This is a genomic window from Streptomyces sp. NPDC026672, from assembly GCF_040638185.1.
Taxonomy (GTDB): domain Bacteria; phylum Actinomycetota; class Actinomycetes; order Streptomycetales; family Streptomycetaceae; genus Streptomyces.
Map to the genome: position 1 here is coordinate 124050 of NZ_JBEZXS010000018.1, position 17580 is coordinate 141629.

The following is a 17580-nucleotide window of genomic DNA, read 5'->3' on the forward strand; positions in this document are numbered from 1 at the left end:
GACTAGGGTCGGCGCCATGATTGATCACGCCCACGACCTGGCGTCTGTACGCGACGCGTCCGAGCGGCTTCTCACCGCAGTCGCCGGACTGCCCGACGCGGCCGTGACCGAACCGTCACGGCTGCCCGGCTGGACCCGCGGCCACATCCTCGCCCATCTCGCCCGCAACGCGGACGCGATCGTGAACGTCCTGGAGGGCCGCCCCATGTACGCCTCGGGCGATGCCCGGGTCGCGGACATCGAGCGGGACGCGCCCCGGCCCCTGGACGTGCAGCTGGCAGACCTGCGCGAGAGCACCGCCCGCTTCGACGCGGCGGGGGCGGTGCCCGCGGACTGGTCGCGCACGGTGGAGCTGCGCAACGGTGTCACCGACTCGCTGTCCCGGGTGCCGTTCCGGCGGTGGATCGAGGTGGAGCTGCACCACGTGGATCTCGGTATCGGCTACGAGCTGGAGGATCTTCCGGACGAGTTCACGGAACGGGAGATCGACTTCCTCGCGGAGCGCTTCGCCGGGCACCGGGAGGTGCCGTCCACCGGTCTTGTCGCCGAGGGCGGCCGGACCTGGACCACCGGGGGCGGCGCACCGGGCGGTCCGGTCTCGGTCGAGGGGACGGCCGCGGACCTGCTCGGCTGGCTCGCCGGGCGGCGGGACGGCTCCGGGCTGACGGTGAAGGGCGGCACGCTGCCGTCGCTCCCGCCGCTGTGACCCGCGCGTGGTCCGGCGCCCGCGCCCCCGCTATAGGCTGACGACCATGACGTACAGCGGTGAGGTCACGGTCGGCGGACCGGCGGACGTGCACGAGCTCAAGGACCTGATGATCACCAAGATCGCGGTGGGTCCGATGAACAACAACGCCTACCTGCTGCGCTGTCGGGCCACCGACGAGCAGTTGCTGATCGACGCCGCGAACGAGGCAGAGAGCCTGCTCGGGATGATCGGTGACGACGGCATCGCGTCCGTCGTCACCACCCACCGGCACGGCGACCACTGGCAGGCGCTCGCCGACGTCGTCTCGGCCACGCGCGCGCGTACGTACGCGGGGCGCGAGGACGCCGAGGGGATCCCGGTCGCGACCGACGTCCTCCTCGACGACGGCGACGTGATCCGCGTGGGCCAGGTCTCGCTCACCGCGCGCCACCTGGTGGGGCACACACCGGGTTCGATCGCGCTGGTCTACGACGATCCGCACGGCCACCCGCACGTCTTCACCGGCGACTGCCTCTTCCCGGGCGGAGTGGGCAACACCCGCAAGGACCCGGAGGCGTTCGCCAGTCTGATCCACGACGTGGAGACGAAGATCTTCGACGTGCTGCCGGACGAGACCTGGGTCTACCCGGGCCACGGCAACGACACCACGCTGGGCGACGAGCGCCCCCACCTTCCGGAGTGGCACGCGCGCGGGTGGTGATCGGCGACAGCGCTCCGCGTGGGTGACACACGCGGAGCGGACTTGAGGCGCGCGCACTCCCCCGGCGCGCGCCCCGTGTGAACGGTTCACTCGCACCGGCACTCCGCGCGCGCTCCCGCGCGTGGGTGATGCGCGGTCAACTGGGAAGTGCCCCGCGTGGGATGACGGCTTCTGCGCGGCAGGGGCCGCCGGTCCCCCGAATCCCCGCCCTCGACCGGCGGCCCGCCCCACTGTTCACACGCCCGCAACACCCGTTCCCACCATGCGGACTTGGGCTGTCGCGACCTCGACAAACGAGGGGTTCGCTGCCACTCTCCCGCCATGCGCCTCGCCCCCCGCCCGCTGCGCCGCGCCGCAGCCGCCGTCGTCACAGCCCTGCTCGCCACCGCCGTCGGATGTGCCCCGCAGCCCGAGGAGAAGCCGGACGCGGCACCGTCCGCGACCACGTGCGCCAAGGGGAAACTGGCGACCACGACGTCCGGGAAGCTGACGGTCGCCACCGACGAACCGGCGTACGAGCCGTGGTTCAAGGACGACAGGCCGGCGAGCGGCGAGGGCTTCGAGTCCGCCGTCGCGTATGCCGTGGCGGGCCGGCTCGGCTACGGCAAGGACGCGGTCGTCTGGCAGAGCGTCCCGTTCAACAAGGCGTTCGCGCCCGGCGTGAAGTCCTTCGACTTCGACATCAACCAGGTGTCGATCAGTGCGGAGCGCAGGAAGGCCGTGGACTTCTCGTCCGGCTACTACGACGTGCGCCAGGCCGTCATCGCGCTCAAGGGCACCAAGGCCGCCACGGCGACGAGCGTCGCGGACCTCCGGGGCCTCCACCTGGGCGCCCAGGTCGGCACCACCAGCCTCGACTACATCACCGACGTGGTGAAGCCGACGCGGCAGGCCGCCGTGTACGCCAAGAACGACCAGGCCAAGTCGGCGCTGAAGAACCGTCAGGTCGACGCGATCGTCACCGATCTGCCGACCGCCTTCTACATCACCGCGGCCGAGGTGACGGACGCGAAGATCGTGGGACAGTTCGAGAACCAGGGCGGCACGCCCGAGCAGTTCGGGCTCGTGCTCGACAAGGGCAGCGCGCTCACCCCCTGTGTGACCGCCGCCGTCGACGCCCTCCGCGCGGACGGCACCCTGGCGAAGATCGAGAAGCGGTGGCTCTCCGACGCCGTCGACGCCCCGGTGCTCAAGTGACCGTCGCGAAGGAGAAGCCGGAGACCGGCTACGTCCCCTCGCAGCGACGGCTCGAACGCGAGCGCCACCGGCGTGTCCGGGCCCGCCGCGCCACCGCGATCGCGGCGCTCTCGACCCTGGTCACCGGCGTCGTGCTCTACCTGGTCGTCGTCAACGCGCCCGGCTGGCCGCGGACCAGGGAGACGTTCTTCGACGGGCGGTACGCGCGCGAGGCCTTCCCGAAGGTCCTCGACGGGCTGTGGCTGAACGTCCGGCTGCTGGTCGTCTGCGGTGCCGCCGCCCTGGTGCTCGGCATGCTCATCGCCGTGGCACGCACACTGCGCGGCCCGGTCTCCTTCCCGCTGCGGGTGCTGGCCGCCGCGTACACCGACTTCTTCCGCGGGCTGCCGCTGATTGTCAACATCCTGATCGTGGTGCTGGGCGTGCCCGCGCTGCGGCTCCAGGGCGTGACCGTGGACCCGGTGCTGCTGGGCGGTACGGCGCTCACGCTGACGTACTCGGCGTACGTCGCCGAGGTGTTCCGCGCGGGCATCGAGTCGGTGCACCCCTCGCAGCGCGCCGCCGCCCGCTCGCTGGGCCTCACCAACCGGCAGGCCCTGCGCCACGTGGTGCTGCCGCAGGCCGTGCGCCGTCAGGTGCCGCCGCTGCTCAACGACCTGGTGTCGCTCCAGAAGGACACCGGGCTCGTGTCGATCGGCGGCGCGGTGGACGCCGTGCGCGCGGCCGACATCATCGTGGGCCGCAGTCTCAACTACACGCCGTACATCGTCGCGGGACTGGTCTTCGTGGCACTGACCATCCCGATGACCCGCTTCACGGACTGGCTGACGGCCAGGACGGAGCGGACGCGCGCCCAGGGAGGAGCGACATGAGCGACGTGCCCGTGCTGCGCATGGAGTCCGTCCGCAAGACCTTCGGCGGCTCGGTCGTGCTGCGCGACGTCGGCCTGGAGGTCGCCCCGCACACCGTGACCGCGCTGATCGGCGCCTCCGGCTCCGGCAAGTCCACACTGCTGCGCTGCGCCAACCTCCTGGAGGAGATCGACGACGGGGCGATCTGGCTGGACGGGGAGGAGATCACCGACCCACGCGCGGACCAGGACGCGGTGCGGCGCCGTATCGGCGTGGTCTTCCAGTCGTACAACCTCTTCCCGCACATGACCGTGCTGGAGAACATCACGCTCGCGCCGCGCCGGGTGCACGGCGTGCCCCGCGCGGAGGCCGAGGAACGCGCTGTGGGGCTCCTGGAGCGCCTCGGACTCGGGGGCAGGGCGCGTGAGTACCCGGACCGGCTCAGCGGCGGCCAGCAGCAGCGTGTGGCGATCGTGCGGGCCCTGGCCGTACGTCCCCGGCTGCTGCTGCTCGACGAGATCACCGCGGCCCTCGACCCGGAGCTGGTCGGAGAGGTCCTCGCCGTGGTGCGGGACCTGAAGGGGGACGGCATGACGATGGTGCTGGCCACGCACGAGATGGGCTTCGCCCGGGACGTGGCCGACCAGGTCTGCTTCCTGGACGGAGGTGTCGTGCTGGAGCGGGGCACCGCCGAGCAGGTGTTCGATGATCCGCAGCAGGAGCGGACGCGGCGCTTCCTGAGCCGCGTCGTGGAGGCCGGCCGTCTCTGAACGGTGCTCCTCCAGGGCCGAGTCGGCTTTTCCGACGCGCTCTCAGAGGGCGAGTTGGCTTCTCCGACGCGCTCAGGCGTCGGTGCGGGCCGCCCCCACCAGGGCGGCCACGCGCTCCACACCGAACACGTACCCCTGCGTGCCGCAGCCCGCGATGACGCCGTCCGCGCGCAGGGAGACGTACGAGTGGTGCCGGAACGACTCGCGCCGGTGGATGTTGGAGATGTGGACCTCGATCACCGGCATGCCGTCGCAGGTGTTGAGCGCGTCCAGGATCGCGACCGACGTGTGCGAGTAGGCGCCGGGGTTGATGACGATGCCGCAGTGGTCGAGCCGTGCCTCGTGGATCCAGTCGACCAACTGGCCCTCGTGGTTGGACTGCCGGAAGTCCACCGTGCCGCCGTGCGTGGCCGCCGCCTTGACGCACAGCGCCTCGATGTCGGCGAGCGTGTCGGAGCCGTAGATCTCGGGCTGGCGCCGGCCGAGCAGGTTCAGGTTGGGCCCGTTGAGAATCATGATCGGGGCGTTGGCCAGGGTGCGGGGCACGGTTCCTCCGGTCCGGTCGGGCGGCCCGACTGCGACCGCTGCTCGCTCCCGGTTTATCACGCTGCGCGCGCGGGGCCGTCCGCCGTGGCCTCCGGGGATGACGACGATCATGTACCCGCTGAAGCCCTCCCCGGGTGACCGCAAGCGGCGGGTGGGGTGGTGTCACGGGTTGATGGCCAGTTCCAGATAGGCCGCAAATATCACCAGGTGCACACCGCCCTGGAGGGGTGTCGCCCGGCCGGGCACCACGGTGAGGGAGCTGACGACCACGGTCAGGGCGAGCAGCAGCATGTGCGTGGCGCCGAGGCCGAGGACGAGGGGTCCGGACAGCCAGATCGAGGCGAGGGCGACGGCGGGGATGGTGAGGCCGATGCTGGCCATCGCCGAACCCAGCGCCAGGTTGAGGCTGGTCTGCACCCGGTCCCGGCGTGCCGAGCGGAGCGCGGCGATCGTCTCCGGGAGCAGCACGAGCAGGGCGATGATCACACCGACGACGGCGTGGTGCAGGCCCGCCGCCTCCACCCCGGACTCGATGGTCGGCGACACCCCCTTGGCGAGGCCGACCACGCCGACCAGGGCGAGGCCCAGCATGCCGAGGCTGATGCGGGCGGTGCGCAAGGAGGGGGCCAGGGCGTGGTCGTCCGCGGTGATCACCTCGCCCTGCCGGGTGATGGGCAGGAAGTAGTCGCGGTGCCGCACAGTCTGTGTGGCGACGAACAGGCCGTATAGGATCAGTGAGGACAGGGCCGCGAAGGTCAGTTGTACGCCGGAGAACTCAGGGCCCGGCTTGCTGGTGGTGAAGGTCGGCAGCACCAGGCTGAGCGTGGCCAGGGTCGCCACCGTCGCCAGGGCCGCGCCGGTGCCCTCGGGGTTGAAGACGGCCGTGCCGTGCCGGAGGGAGGCGACGAGGAGGCACAGGCCGACCACGCCGTTGCAGGTGATCATCACGGCCGCGAAGACCGTGTCCCGGGCGAGGGTGGCGCTCTTGGCGCCTCCGTCTGCCATGAGGGTGACGATCAGCGCGACCTCGATGACGGTGACCGCGACGGCGAGGACGAGGGAGCCGAAGGGCTCGCCGACGCGGTGGGCGACGACCTCGGCGTGGTGGACGGCGGCGAGGACGGATCCGGCGAGGACGACGGTCACCAGCGCGACGACGGCACCGGGGAGATCGCGTCCCCAGGTGAGGGCGAGCAGGACGACCGCGAGCACCGGCACTAGGAGCGTCCACTGGGTGGTGAGCGACCTGAGCCTGGTGATCATGCAGCGATGGTGGCAGACACGTACGGGGTTCGCATTCCGGTCCTTTCAGGCATCAGTCGACCGGGCGTCGTCAGACGTCGACGCTGTCCTTGCTGCCCTTGCCGCCCCCCGCAGCGTCCTCGCTGCCCTCCGGCGCGCCTTCTTCCGCCGCCTCGGCCGCAGCCTCGGCGGCCGCCTTCTTCCTGCTCGCCATCAGACTGGTGATCGTCGTGACGATCAGGACGGCGCAGATGACGCCCAGCGAGACCGGAATGCTGATCTCAGGGACGTGCACACCGGACTCGTGCAGGGCGTGCAGCACCAGCTTGACGCCGATGAAGCCGAGGATGACGGACAGACCGTAGGAGAGGTGGACCAGCTTCCTGAGCAGGCCGCCGATGAGGAAGTACAGCTGCCGCAGGCCCATCAGCGCGAAGGCGTTGGCGGTGAAGACGATGTACGGGTCCTGGGTCAGGCCGAAGATCGCGGGGATGGAGTCCAGCGCGAACAGCACGTCCGTCGTACCGATCGCGAGCATCACGACCAGCATGGGGGTCATGACGCGCTTGCCGTTCTGGCGTATCCACAGCTTGGTGCCGTGGTACCGGTCGGCCACGCCGAACCTGCGCTCGGCGGCCTTGAGCAGCCGGTTCTCCTCGTACTCCTCGTCCTCCTCCTCGGCCCGGGCCTCCTGGATCAGCTTCCAGGCGGTGTAGATCAGGAAGGCTCCGAAGAGGTAGAAGATCCAGGAGAAGCTGGCGATGATCGCGGCGCCGGCGGCGATGAAGACGGCCCGCAGGACCAGGGCTATGAGCACGCCGACGAGCAGGACCCGCTGCTGGTACTGCGAGGGCACCGCGAACTTCGCCATGATCAGGACGAAGACGAAGAGGTTGTCGACGCTGAGTGACTTCTCGGTGATGAATCCCGCGAAGAACTCGCCCGCCGGCTGCCCGCCGCCGAAGAGGAGCAGCCCGAGGCCGAAGATCCCGGCCAGAGCGATCCAGACGGCGGTCCAGATGCCGGCTTCCTTGATCGACACGTCGTGCGGCTTGCGGCCGATGAGGAAGTCGACCGCGACGAACGCGGCGAGCCCCACGATGGTCAGGACCCACAGGGTCACGGAAACGTCCACTGCTCCTCCGGTACGTAAACGGCAAAGAATCACGTCGTCACTGCCGGAGGTCTCTTCCACCCGGGACGGGCCGACGCCCCGGGACCGGATCCGATCCGTATTGACGGGTACGCCGCAGCAGACAGGGAGTACTCCCCTCCGTGCCGTCGAGAGTACCCCAATCACCAAGGAAAGGTAAAGCAATTGGTAAAGTTAGTACCAAGTTAGCAGCTCAGTGCGGCTTTACCAGTGCTTGGCCCGAGCCTCTGCCACCTGCGTCAGCACCCGCGTGAGCACCTGGCTGCCCGGCGGGAGCAGGGAGGGCTCATAGGTCCAGGCGTGCCCGACCCAGGGGTCGGCGAAGTGATCGTCGGGCACTGGCGTGAGTCGCATCAGCGAACGCCAGAGCGGATCGAGCAAAGGGCCGTACGCCGAGGCGTCCTCACGGTCGGCCACCAGCACCAGATGGACGCCGACAGACGGTCCCTCGTCGGCGAGATACCGCAGCTGGTTCACGGCGCGGTCGTCGAAACCGTGCGGGAAGTCGTTGACGACGAGCAGTTGGCGGGCCGGATCGACGCCGGGCGGCAGTGACTCGGCCGCGTCGGCGCGCAGCGCCATCTGCACCAGGTCGACACGCTGGGTGAGCCGGCCGAGGACGTCCGCGACTCCCGCGGCGCCGGCCGCGGGCGGGCCGGCGAGCACGCCCGCCCCCACCAGGGGCATGAGCGCGCGTGAACCGGAGCCCGCCGGGTCGATCACGTGGACCGAGAACTCTCCCGTCGGATGCACGGCGAGCATCCGGGCCGCGAGCGCGACCGCCATCTCCATCGCGAGCCGCCGGGTGTCGTCCGGTTCCGTGGATCGCCCGTCCTGATACCCCATCAGGTCGTCCTCCGTGCCGCTGTCGATCCACAGGCCCCGTTCCAGGGGCAGCCGGACCAGCATCGGGATGCGCAGCGGTGCGCTCTCGGGGAGGTGGAGGTCGCCGAGGCGCAGGGCGAGCGGGGACTCGGTGGGCACGCGGTAGCCGTGCCAGACGGGGTTGTCCCAGCGCGCGTACGCCGGCGGAAGAGCGGGCTCGACGACCTCGGCCTCGGCCGCGAGCTGGACGAGGTCCCGGTCGAGCACGGCCCGCGCCTGGTCGACGAGTTGGGCCCGTCTGGCGGCGGCCGCCTCACGGGCGGTGTCTCCGGCCGAGCCGAGTCGGCTGCGCGGATCGGACAGGATCCGGTCGATGTCCTTCTCCATGCGGGAGTCGGCGAAGTCGACGGCGCTGCGGTACGCGGCCGTCGTACGCGCCAGGTCCTCGAACATGCCCCAGACCTGGTTGTAGAGCCGCTCGTCCATGGACCAGCCGGCGGCGTCACCCGCGACGGGCTGCGCGGGCTGCCCCGGCGGAACGGGGGGCGCCTGCGGCGGGGGCGGTGGCGGGGCCGTGTGACGGCGGTCCGGATGGGTGTAGTCGATGCCGCCCACGGGGCGCTCGGTGTCGCCCGCGGGACGCGCGGTGTCGGGCGCGGCGGGGGCCGCGTGGTCGGAGGGGTCTGCTCCGGTCGTGTCCCTCACGCCGTCCGGAAGGGTCGCCCCGTGGGGCGTGTCGTAGGGCGACGCCGGCAGCGGTGCCACGGCCTCTGGGGCGCCCTGGGGCGAGGGGCCGGGCCGGTCGGGGCCGGCGGCCGGCCCTGACGTACCGCGGGTGCGGTCGGGTTCGCGGGTGCGGTCCGGTTCCGGGGTGCGCGGTGGTGGCGCCGGGACCGCGCGGGCCAGGCTCCTGGCCACCGCTTCCTGGATGCTGTCCGCGAGATCCGCGGCGGCGGCCAGGCCCTGGTCGGCGAAGAGCGCGGCGAGGCCACCCCCGTAGCCCTGCCCCACGGCGCGCACCTTCCAGGCGCCCTGTCTGCGGTACAGCTCCAGGGCGACGACGGCCGACTCGGCGTCAAGGCCGGCCAGGGTGTACCGCACGACTCCGGTGCCGTCGAGGCCGGTGAGCGTGACACTGGGGGCGCCGACCGCGCCGAAGCGGGACGGGCCGCCCGTCCGCGTGGGCAGGGCCAGCAGGACGTCGACGCGGTGCACGGCCTCCGGCACGGCGGCCAGGTCCACGGCGAGCCGGTGCTCGGCGGCGGCCTGGCGGGAGACCTCGACACCGGGCAGCGTGGGCGCCCCCGGGTGGGCCACCCACTCGGGGCCCGGCGCCGTGCCGTTCTCGTCGCCCAGCGTGGCCGCCGCCACGACCGGCACACCGGCCGAGATCCGGATCTCGAACCGGACCTGGGAGAGGGGGTGGTTCTGCCCCCGCACCAGTTCGGCCGTCATCGCCTTCGTCCCCCTGTGTGATGTTGTCGTGCGCCGGCCGCCGCAGCGGGCGGGGTTACAGGTGCGGCAGTATCGCCGGCAGCAGGTCCTGGAAGGTGCGGCCGTTGGCCGACGTGCCCAGCGCGGTCATCGCCCAGCCCTGGCCCACGCGGTGCACCTTCGCCATGACCTGGGCGGTGTACTGGCCACCGCCCGCGAGCGTGTAGCGGGCGAGCTCCTGGCCGTTGGTCTCGTCGACCAGGCGGCAGAACGCGTTCTGCACCTCCTGGAAGGTCTGGCCGGTGAAGGAGTTCACCGTGAAGATGATCTGGTCGATGTGGACGGGGACACGCTGGAGGTCGACGAGGATGGACTCGTCGTCACCGCCCTGGCCCGCGCCGCCGACCAGGTTGTCGCCGGTGTGACGCACGGAGCCGTCGTCGCTCACGAGGTGGCGGAAGAAGACGACGTCGACCGGCTGCTTGTCGGCGAACAGCACCGCCGAGGCGTCCAGGTCGATCTCCCGGGTGCGGGAACCGAAGAGGCCGCGCCGGGGCGCCGCCTGCCAGCCGAGACCCATACGGACCGCGGTCAGGGAGCCCCCGTCCTTCTTCTCCAGGCTGATGGCCTGACCCTTGGTCATGTTGACGGTCACGGCTGTGTCCCCTCTCTGCTGTCCCCTGTTGCCGCACAGTGCGCGGTTGTCCAGAACCCTATGCACCGGCGCCGACAGTGCCGAACCCCCACCCGCGCTTTGTGTCGGTGTTGCAACACTCCGCGCACGGGCGGAGTTTCGGCCGGGAGCGCACGGGTCAGCTCAGGCCCGCCTCCCTCATCTGGCGCAGCTCCTTCTTCATCTCGGAGACCTCGTCACGCAGCCGGGCCGCGATCTCGAACTGGAGGTCAGCGGCGGCCGCGCGCATACGCTCCGTCATCTCCTCGATCTGCTCGGCGAGTTCGGTCGCGGGCCGGTCCGTGGGCACCGCGTCCTTCGCCTTGCCCTTGGCGGCCTTGCCGGCCTTCGCGCCCTTGGCCGCCTTGTCGCCGAGCGAGGGGACGGGGGCCTTGGCGCCCCGGCCGTCCTTCGACTTGCGGTAGCCGGAGCCGAGCAGCTGCTCGGTGTCGACCTCCTCGCGGGCGATCTGCGCGACGATGTCGTTGATCTTCTTACGCAGCGGCTGCGGGTCGATGCCGTTGGCCCTGTTGTAGGCGACCTGCTTCTCCCGGCGGCGGTTGGTCTCGTCGATGGCCCGCTCCATCGCCGGGGTGATCTTGTCGGCGTACATATGGACCTGGCCGGAGACGTTGCGCGCGGCGCGGCCGATGGTCTGGATCAGGGAGGTGCCGGAGCGCAGGAAGCCCTCCTTGTCGGCGTCGAGGATCGCCACCAGGGACACCTCGGGCAGGTCGAGGCCCTCGCGCAGGAGGTTGATGCCGACCAGGACGTCGAACTCGCCGGAGCGCAGCTCGCGCAGCAGCTCGACGCGGCGCAGGGTGTCGACGTCGCTGTGGAGGTAGCGCACCTGGATGCCGAGTTCCAGGAAGTAGTCGGTGAGGTCCTCGGCCATCTTCTTGGTGAGGGTGGTGACCAGGACGCGTTCGTCCTTCTCGGTGCGCTTGCGGATCTCGTGCACCAGGTCGTCGATCTGGCCCTCGGTGGGCTTGACCACGACCTCGGGGTCGATGAGGCCGGTGGGGCGGATGATCTGTTCGACGACGCCGTCCGCGCGGGACAGTTCGTACTTGCCGGGGGTCGCGGACAGGTAGACCGTCTGGCCGATCCGCTCCTGGAACTCCTCCCACTTCAGGGGGCGGTTGTCCAGGGCGGAGGGCAGCCGGAAGCCGTGGTCGACGAGGGTGCGCTTGCGGGAGGCGTCGCCCTCGTACATGGCGCCGATCTGCGGGACCGTGTTGTGCGACTCGTCGATGACGAGCAGGAAGTCGTCGGGGAAGTAGTCGAGCAGGGTGTTGGGCGGGGAGCCGGGCAGCCGGCCGTCGAAGTGCATCGAGTAGTTCTCGACGCCGGAGCAGCTGCCGATCTGGCGGAGCATCTCGATGTCGTAGGTGGTGCGCATGCGCAGGCGCTGGACCTCCAGGAGCTTGCCCTGCTTCTCCAGTTCGGCCAGGCGCTCCCCCAGCTCCTTCTCGATGTCGTTGACGGCCCGCTCCATGCGCTCGGGGCCGGCGACGTAGTGCGAGGCGGGGAAGACGTACAGCTGCTGGTCGTCGCTGATGATCTCGCCGGTGAGCGGGTGCAGCGTGGACAGTGCCTCGATCTCGTCGCCGAACATCTCGATGCGGACGGCGAGCTCCTCGTAGACCGGGAAGATCTCGACGGTGTCGCCGCGCACCCGGAAGGTGCCGCGCGTGAACGCCAGGTCGTTGCGCGTGTACTGGATGTCGACGAAGCGGCGCAGCATCTCGTCCCGGTCGATCTCGTCACCCACGCGGAGGGGGACCATCCGGTCCACGTACTCCTGCGGTGTGCCGAGGCCGTAGATGCAGGAGACGGAGGCGACCACGACGACGTCGCGCCGGGTGAGCAGCGAGTTGGTGGCGGAGTGGCGCAGCCGCTCGACCTCCTCGTTGATCGAGGAGTCCTTCTCGATGTAGGTGTCCGACTGCGGGACGTACGCCTCGGGCTGGTAGTAGTCGTAGTACGAGACGAAGTACTCGACGGCGTTGTTCGGGAGCAGCTCGCGGAACTCGTTCGCCAGCTGGGCGGCCAGCGTCTTGTTCGGTGCCATCACGAGCGTGGGGCGCTGGAGCTTTTCGATCATCCACGCCGTGGTGGCGGACTTGCCGGTGCCGGTCGCGCCGAGCAGGACGACGTCCCTTTCACCGGCCTCGACACGCTTGGCCAGCTCGGCGATGGCCGCCGGCTGGTCGCCGTTGGGCTGGTAGGGACTGACGACCTCGAAGGGCGCCACCGTGCGTTCGATCTGGGAAACGGGCCGCATGCCATCCACCGTACGACCCCGCACTGACAACGGGTCCCGGTCAGCGGTTCTGCGGGGTCCGTGCGGTGCGGTGGCCGGTCTGCCGGGCCGGGTGCCGGACCGCTTCGCGCTCCCCGGAACGCGGATGCGGGATGCGGTCCGCGTAGGAGGAGGGAGCGGACGGGCGGGCGGGGACGCCCGGCTGCCGCTCGACCCGCGCGCGGACGGGACGGCCCGCGACCATCAGCGGGTCGAGGATCACGACGACGGCCGCGAGGAGGAGGAAGGCGACGGGGCCGATCAGCATGGGGGCGAGGAGGGACGTCGGCGCGGTGCCGGTGGCCGCGGGGGCGCCGTGGACGTGGACGGTGAGGGCGGCCATGCCGGTGAAGTGCATGCCGCTGACGGCGAGGCCCATGAGGAGGCTCGCGCCGACGCTCCAAAGGAGGCCCCCGCCCCGTCCGGCCGCCCACAGGGCGGTGGTGGCGGCCACGACGGCGATGACGACCGAGGCGGCGACGGTGAGCGTGTTGTAGGTGAACGTTCCGTCGAGGCTCATGCCCGCCATGCCGAGGTAGTGCATCGAGGCGATGCCCAGGCCGGTGACCGTGCCGCCGGTGAACAGGGCGGGTCCCGTGGCGCCCCGGTAGCCGACGATGAAGATGCCGACGCCCACCATGACGATCGCGAGGCCGAGGCTCGCGTAGGTGATGGCCTTGTCGTAGTGGATCGGGGCGCCCTCGACGGTGAAGCCCATCATGGCGACCAGGTGCATGGTCCAGATCCCGGAGCCGATCGCGCCGGCCCCGAGGGCGAGCCAGACGGGTCTCCGCGCGTGGGGCAGCAGCAGGGCTCTCGTCGTGCATCGCAGGCCGAGGGCGCCGCCGAGGCAGGCCATCAGAAAGGCCACCAACGGGGTGACTGCCCCGTAGTCGAATCCGTCGACCGTGCCCTGCATACGCGGCTGCCCCTCACCCTGTTGCGTCCCGGAAATTCCTGTTGTGCGCCCCCGTCCCAGGACCGCTCGGGCGGTCAGGGTTGTCGCAGAGAGTATGACCCCCACCGGAATGGTCGAACGATTATCCGGCAAAGAAACACGGCCTTGCCCCACTTGTGCGGCACCAGTGAGCGCAATTGGGCAACCCCATTCAATCTGTGGCCATCCTGCACACGTTTACCGATGACTCTCTGCTGTCACTCTGGTGCTGTCCGTATTCGGCCGGCATGAGGAGTACGCATGCACGCGCGCGCAGTCGCCGCCACGACCACGGCGTTCCTGGGAACGGTCACCCTGCTGGCCCCCGTCGGCACCGCACGGGCCGGCGACACCTTGGTGCCGCCCACGATCGTCGCCCACCGGGGGGCCTGCGCCCACGCGCCGGAGAACACGCTGCCGGCCGTCGACGAGGCGGCCCGCCGGGGTCTGCCCTGGGTGGAGAACGACGTCCAGCGCACCAAGGACGGTGAACTGGTCGTCATCCACGACGCCACCCTCGCGCGCACCACCGACGCCGAGGAGGTCTTCCCGGGACGGTCTCCCTGGAATGTGAAGGACTTCACCGCGGCAGAGATCGCCCGGCTCGACGCGGGCACGTGGTTCGGCCACGCGTACGCGGGCACGCGCGTGCCGACGCTCAAGGAGTACCTGCGCCGGGTCGAGCACCACCACGAGAAACTGCTCCTTGAGCTGAAGAACCCCGAGCTGTACCCGGGAGTCGAGCGGCAGGCCCTCAAGCTGCTGAGCAATGAGGGCTGGCTGGACCGGGACCACGGGAACCGGCTGATCGTGCAGAGCTTCGGCGCGGACAGCCTGCGGACCGTCCACAGGCTGAAGCCGGCCGTCACGACGGGTTTCCTGGGCACGCCCCCGGTGGCGGACCTGCGCGCCTACGCGGGGTTCGCCGACCTGATCAACCCCTCGTACAAGACCGTCTCGCCGGACTACGTCACCGCGGTGCGGGCGCTGGACGGGCCGCACGGCAGGCCGATGCGGCTGTTCGCCTGGACCGTGGACGACGCGGCCACCGCCCGCAGGCTGGCCGGGTACGGGGTCGACGGCATCATCACCAACCAGCCGGACGTGGTGCGGGACGCGCTGCAGGCCTCCTGAGCGGGAGCCGGGCGCCGCTCCCCCGGCGGCCGGACCGGTCGCGGGCGGGCGTTGTCAGTGGCGGGCCGTACGGTGGGGCGCATGGACAGCCATGGGCGGTACGAGCAGCGGGTCGTGTGGACCGTCGTGGAGAGCGACATCGGTCCGCTGCTGCTGGCCGCGACCCGCGACGGCCTGGTCAACGTCGTCTTCCACGCCACGGACGCGGTGCGCGACCGCGCGCTGGAGCGCCTTGCGGCCCGGCTGGGCACGGAACCCGTCGAGGCCCCCGGCTCACCCGTGCTGACCGAGGCGATACGCCAGGTCGAGGCGTACTTCGCGGGCAGGCGGCACGATTTCGAACTGCCCCTGGACTGGTCGCTGATCTCCGGCTTCAACCGGGAGGTGCTGCGCGAGCTGGCCTCCGGCGTGCCCTACGGCCAGGTCGTGGGGTACGGGGACCTGGCCGGGCGGGTCGGCCAGCCCGGGGCGGCGCAGGCGGTGGGCGCGGCCATGGGGGCGAATCCGCTGCCGGTCGTGGTGCCCTGCCACCGGGTCGTGGAGCGCGACGGCGGCATCGGCGGGTTCGGGGGCGGCCTGGAGACCAAGCGGAAGCTGCTGGCCCTGGAGGGTGTGCTGCCCGAGCCGCTGTTCTGACGCGGGCGGTCAGTCGTAGTGCCGTGCTTCGAGGACGTTGCCGTCCGGGTCGCGGAAGTAGAAGCTGCGGGTCGCGTTGCCGCGGGCGCCGTACGAGTCGTGGGTGATCCCGGACATGGGCACGCCCTGTCCGCCCAGGCGGGCCCGTAGGGCGTCGAAGCGGTCGCCCGGCAGGGCGAGGCAGACGTGGTTCACGGGGTGGCCCGCGCTCTCGGCCGAGCCGGGGAGCATCCTCATGTCGTCGGCCAGGGTGAGGGGCGTCAGGTCGAGGATGGTCTCGTCGTTGACGCGCACTGACGGGAAGGAGACGGTCCCGGCGGTGTATTCGGCGACCCTCAGGGGTTCCAGCCCGACCGCCCGCTCGTAGAACCCGGCCGCCGCGACCGGATCGCGCACCCAGAGGACGACGTGGTCGAGTCGGGTCGTGGTGTTCCTCATGGTGCCCAGGCTGGTCGCGGTCCGCGTGGCCCGCAAGCGTTTAGCAGGCCGGACGGCCCGCCAGAGATGAGGGAGGACCGACTGACAGGAGGCAGGCTCGTGGTGCTAGTGGTGTCGGAGGAAGTGCGCGAGGCGATCGCCGCGCGTCGGCCCGTGGTGGCCCTGGAGTCCACGATCATCGCGCACGGGCTGCCTCGTCCGCGCAACCTCCAGGTGGCACGGGAGCTGGAGGACGTCGTACGCCGTGAGGGTGCCGTGCCCGCCACGATCGCGGTGCTGGACGGCACACCCCATGTGGGCCTGGACAAGCAGCAGTTGGAGCGGATCGCCAACGAGGACGGGATCCGCAAGCTGGGGCACCGGGACCTGCCGCTCGCGGTGGCGGCGGGGGCGAGCGGGGCGACCACGGTGTCGGCGACGGCGCTGCTGGCGGCGCTGGCGGGCGTGCGGGTGTTCGCCACGGGCGGGCTCGGCGGTGTGCACCGGGAGTGGACGGTCGTGCAGGACGAGTCGGCCGACCTGGGGCTGCTGGCCCGGACGCGGATCACGGTGGTGTGCGCGGGGGTGAAGTCCATCCTGGACGTGCCGGCGACGCTGCAACGGCTGGAGACGCTGGGCGTGGCCGTCGCCGGATACGGCACGGACCGGTTCCCCGGCTTCTACCTGTCCGACTCCGGGCATCCGGTCGACTGGACGCTGGAGAGTCCCGAGGAGGCGGCGGAGGTCATGCGGGCACAGGACGCGCTGGACGTCCCCGCGTCGGCGCTGATCGTCGCCAATCCCGTTCCCGAGGCGGAGCAGCTCGATCCGGAGCTGCACGCGCGCGTGCTGGCCGACGCGCTGCGTGCCTGCGGGGAGGAGGGTGTCACCGGCCAGGCCGTGACGCCGTTCCTGCTGGACTACCTGGTCCGGCACACCGACGGGGCGTCGCTGAGCGCCAATCTGGCCGCGGTGCGCGGCAATGTGCGGCTGGCGGCGCGGATCGCGGCGGCGTGGTCCCGGGGGTGACGACACGGCCGGAGGGGACGGCATCACGGTCGGCGGGGGCGCTGCTGGTCGTCGGGGACGTCATCACCGATGTCGTGGCCCGGCACCGGGGAGCGCTGTCGGCCGGCACCGACACGGCCGCCGTGATCCGGACGCGGCCCGGCGGTGCCGGCGCCAATGTGGCGTGCTGGGCCGCCCACGCGGGGTGCGCGGACGTACGGCTGCTGGGGCGGGTGGGCGCGGACTCCGCGGCGTGGCACGAACGGGAGCTGGTGGCGGCCGGGGTGCGTCCCCGGCTCGTGGTCGACGCGACGGCCGCGACCGGGACGGTGATCTCCCTCGTGGACACGGAGGACTCGGCCGAGCGCACGTTCCTGACGGACAGCGGCGCCTCGCTGCGGCTCGAACCGGCCGACTGGTCGGACGCGTTGCTCGACGGTGTCGCCCGGCTGCATCTGTCGGGCTATCTGCTGTTCGCGGAGTCCGGCCGGGCCTTCGCCGGGGTCGCCCTGGCGGCGGCCCGCGCGCGTGGGGTGCCGGTGAGCCTGGACCCGGCGTCGGCGGGGTTCCTCCGCGAGCTGGGGGTGGAGCGTTTCCCGGACCTGGCGGACGGGCTGGACGTGCTGCTGCCGAGCCGGGACGAGGCGTGCCTGCTGACGGGGGTGTCCGATCCCGCTGAGGCGGCGGCCCGGCTGAACCGCCGGGTTCCGCTGGTGGTGGTGAAGCTGGGCACGAAGGGCGCGTTGGTGGCGCGGCCCGGTACGGTGCCGGTCCGGGTCCCCGCCGTGGTGGCGGCCGCGCGGGACACGACGGGGGCCGGTGACGCGTTCACCGGGGCGTTCCTCGCCGCGCTGCTCTCCGGTGCCGAGCCCGTGGCCGCGGCGCGGGAGGGGTGCCGGGCGGGGGCGTTGGCGGTGCAGCGGGTGGGTGCCCGGCCACCGGGCTCCGCCGAAGCGGGACGGGACGCCCGTTCACCCGTGGGTTGAGGCACCGGCGTCTGAAGGGCGAGGAACCGGCGCCCACGGGACGAGGGCACCGGCGGA

General features: G+C 71.5%; 17 protein-coding genes. 9 read left to right on the forward strand and 8 right to left on the reverse strand.

Annotation, left to right across the window (positions count from 1 at the left end; genetic code table 11):
• Nucleotides 1-16: 16 nt before the first annotated feature.
• The 5 genes from AB0F77_RS21970 to AB0F77_RS21990 all read left to right on the forward strand — a co-directional run bounded on the left by AB0F77_RS21970 (nt 17) and on the right by AB0F77_RS21990 (nt 4227).
• Complete coding sequence (locus AB0F77_RS21970; RefSeq protein ID WP_361951082.1) at nt 17-706, forward strand: maleylpyruvate isomerase family mycothiol-dependent enzyme; 690 nt, start codon at nt 17-19, stop codon at nt 704-706.
• A gap of 46 nt (nt 707-752) precedes the next feature.
• Nucleotides 753-1409, forward strand: coding sequence for an MBL fold metallo-hydrolase (locus AB0F77_RS21975; RefSeq protein WP_361951085.1), 657 nt, complete (start codon nt 753-755; stop codon nt 1407-1409).
• A 321-nt stretch (nt 1410-1730) separates the two neighbouring features.
• The gene (locus tag AB0F77_RS21980; RefSeq protein ID WP_361951088.1) at nt 1731-2606 is read left to right on the forward strand and encodes an ABC transporter substrate-binding protein; all 876 of its coding nucleotides are present in this window, start codon (nt 1731-1733) and stop codon (nt 2604-2606) included.
• Complete coding sequence (locus AB0F77_RS21985) at nt 2603-3478, forward strand: amino acid ABC transporter permease (RefSeq protein WP_361951091.1); 876 nt, start codon at nt 2603-2605, stop codon at nt 3476-3478. Before AB0F77_RS21980 ends, AB0F77_RS21985 begins: the two co-directional genes overlap by 4 nt.
• Nucleotides 3475-4227 (forward strand): amino acid ABC transporter ATP-binding protein, encoded by a 753-nt coding sequence (locus AB0F77_RS21990; protein ID WP_361951094.1) that lies wholly within the window; start codon nt 3475-3477, stop codon nt 4225-4227. The genes AB0F77_RS21985 and AB0F77_RS21990 overlap by 4 nt, the downstream gene beginning before the upstream one ends.
• Nucleotides 4228-4299: 72 nt before the next feature.
• On the opposite strand, the gene aroQ is transcribed toward AB0F77_RS21990, so the two are convergent.
• The 7 genes from aroQ to AB0F77_RS22025 all read right to left on the reverse strand — a co-directional run bounded on the left by aroQ (nt 4300) and on the right by AB0F77_RS22025 (nt 13324).
• Nucleotides 4300-4773, reverse strand: coding sequence for a type II 3-dehydroquinate dehydratase (aroQ, locus tag AB0F77_RS21995; protein WP_361951097.1), 474 nt, complete (start codon nt 4771-4773; stop codon nt 4300-4302).
• Between the two features lie 162 nt (nt 4774-4935).
• Nucleotides 4936-6036, reverse strand: coding sequence for an ionic transporter y4hA (locus tag AB0F77_RS22000; protein ID WP_361951100.1), 1101 nt, complete (start codon nt 6034-6036; stop codon nt 4936-4938).
• 70 nt (nt 6037-6106) lie between these two features.
• Nucleotides 6107-7150, reverse strand: a complete 1044-nt coding sequence (locus tag AB0F77_RS22005; protein ID WP_361951103.1) for a TerC/Alx family metal homeostasis membrane protein — start codon at nt 7148-7150, stop codon at nt 6107-6109.
• Nucleotides 7151-7372: 222 nt separating this feature from the next.
• Nucleotides 7373-9448 carry a TerD family protein gene (locus AB0F77_RS22010; protein WP_361951106.1) on the reverse strand — a complete coding sequence of 692 codons (2076 nt, stop codon included), beginning with the start codon at nt 9446-9448 and terminating at the stop codon, nt 7373-7375.
• 55 nt (nt 9449-9503) lie between these two features.
• Nucleotides 9504-10082: a TerD family protein gene (locus AB0F77_RS22015; RefSeq protein ID WP_361951109.1), complete on the reverse strand. Its 579-nt coding sequence runs from the start codon at nt 10080-10082 to the stop codon at nt 9504-9506.
• 157 nt (nt 10083-10239) lie between these two features.
• On the reverse strand, nt 10240-12387 hold the full coding sequence (uvrB, locus tag AB0F77_RS22020; RefSeq protein ID WP_361951112.1) for an excinuclease ABC subunit UvrB: 2148 nt from the start codon (nt 12385-12387) through the stop codon (nt 10240-10242).
• Nucleotides 12388-12427: 40 nt separating this feature from the next.
• Nucleotides 12428-13324: an MHYT domain-containing protein gene (locus AB0F77_RS22025; RefSeq protein WP_361951115.1), complete on the reverse strand. Its 897-nt coding sequence runs from the start codon at nt 13322-13324 to the stop codon at nt 12428-12430.
• A gap of 279 nt (nt 13325-13603) precedes the next feature.
• On the opposite strand from AB0F77_RS22025, the gene AB0F77_RS22030 reads away from it, so the two are divergent.
• Together AB0F77_RS22030 and AB0F77_RS22035 are read left to right on the forward strand one after the other, a co-directional pair.
• A complete protein-coding gene (locus tag AB0F77_RS22030) occupies nt 13604-14476 on the forward strand; it encodes a glycerophosphodiester phosphodiesterase family protein (RefSeq protein WP_361951118.1) in 873 nt (290 codons plus the stop codon).
• Nucleotides 14477-14557: 81 nt separating this feature from the next.
• Entirely contained in the window at nt 14558-15112 is a 555-nt protein-coding gene (locus tag AB0F77_RS22035) for a methylated-DNA--[protein]-cysteine S-methyltransferase (RefSeq protein WP_361951121.1), read from the forward strand.
• 9 nt (nt 15113-15121) lie between these two features.
• Here AB0F77_RS22035 and AB0F77_RS22040 read toward each other — a convergent pair whose 3' ends face one another.
• The gene (locus tag AB0F77_RS22040; protein ID WP_361951124.1) at nt 15122-15550 is read right to left on the reverse strand and encodes a VOC family protein; all 429 of its coding nucleotides are present in this window, start codon (nt 15548-15550) and stop codon (nt 15122-15124) included.
• A 99-nt stretch (nt 15551-15649) separates the two neighbouring features.
• Here AB0F77_RS22040 and AB0F77_RS22045 point away from each other — a divergent pair, with 99 nt between their 5' ends.
• Both AB0F77_RS22045 and AB0F77_RS22050 read left to right on the forward strand, forming a co-directional pair.
• Entirely contained in the window at nt 15650-16558 is a 909-nt protein-coding gene (locus AB0F77_RS22045; protein ID WP_361951127.1) for a pseudouridine-5'-phosphate glycosidase, read from the forward strand.
• Nucleotides 16555-17523, forward strand: a complete 969-nt coding sequence (locus AB0F77_RS22050) for a sugar kinase (protein WP_361951130.1) — start codon at nt 16555-16557, stop codon at nt 17521-17523. The genes AB0F77_RS22045 and AB0F77_RS22050 overlap by 4 nt, the downstream gene beginning before the upstream one ends.
• Nucleotides 17524-17580 lie beyond the last annotated feature (57 nt).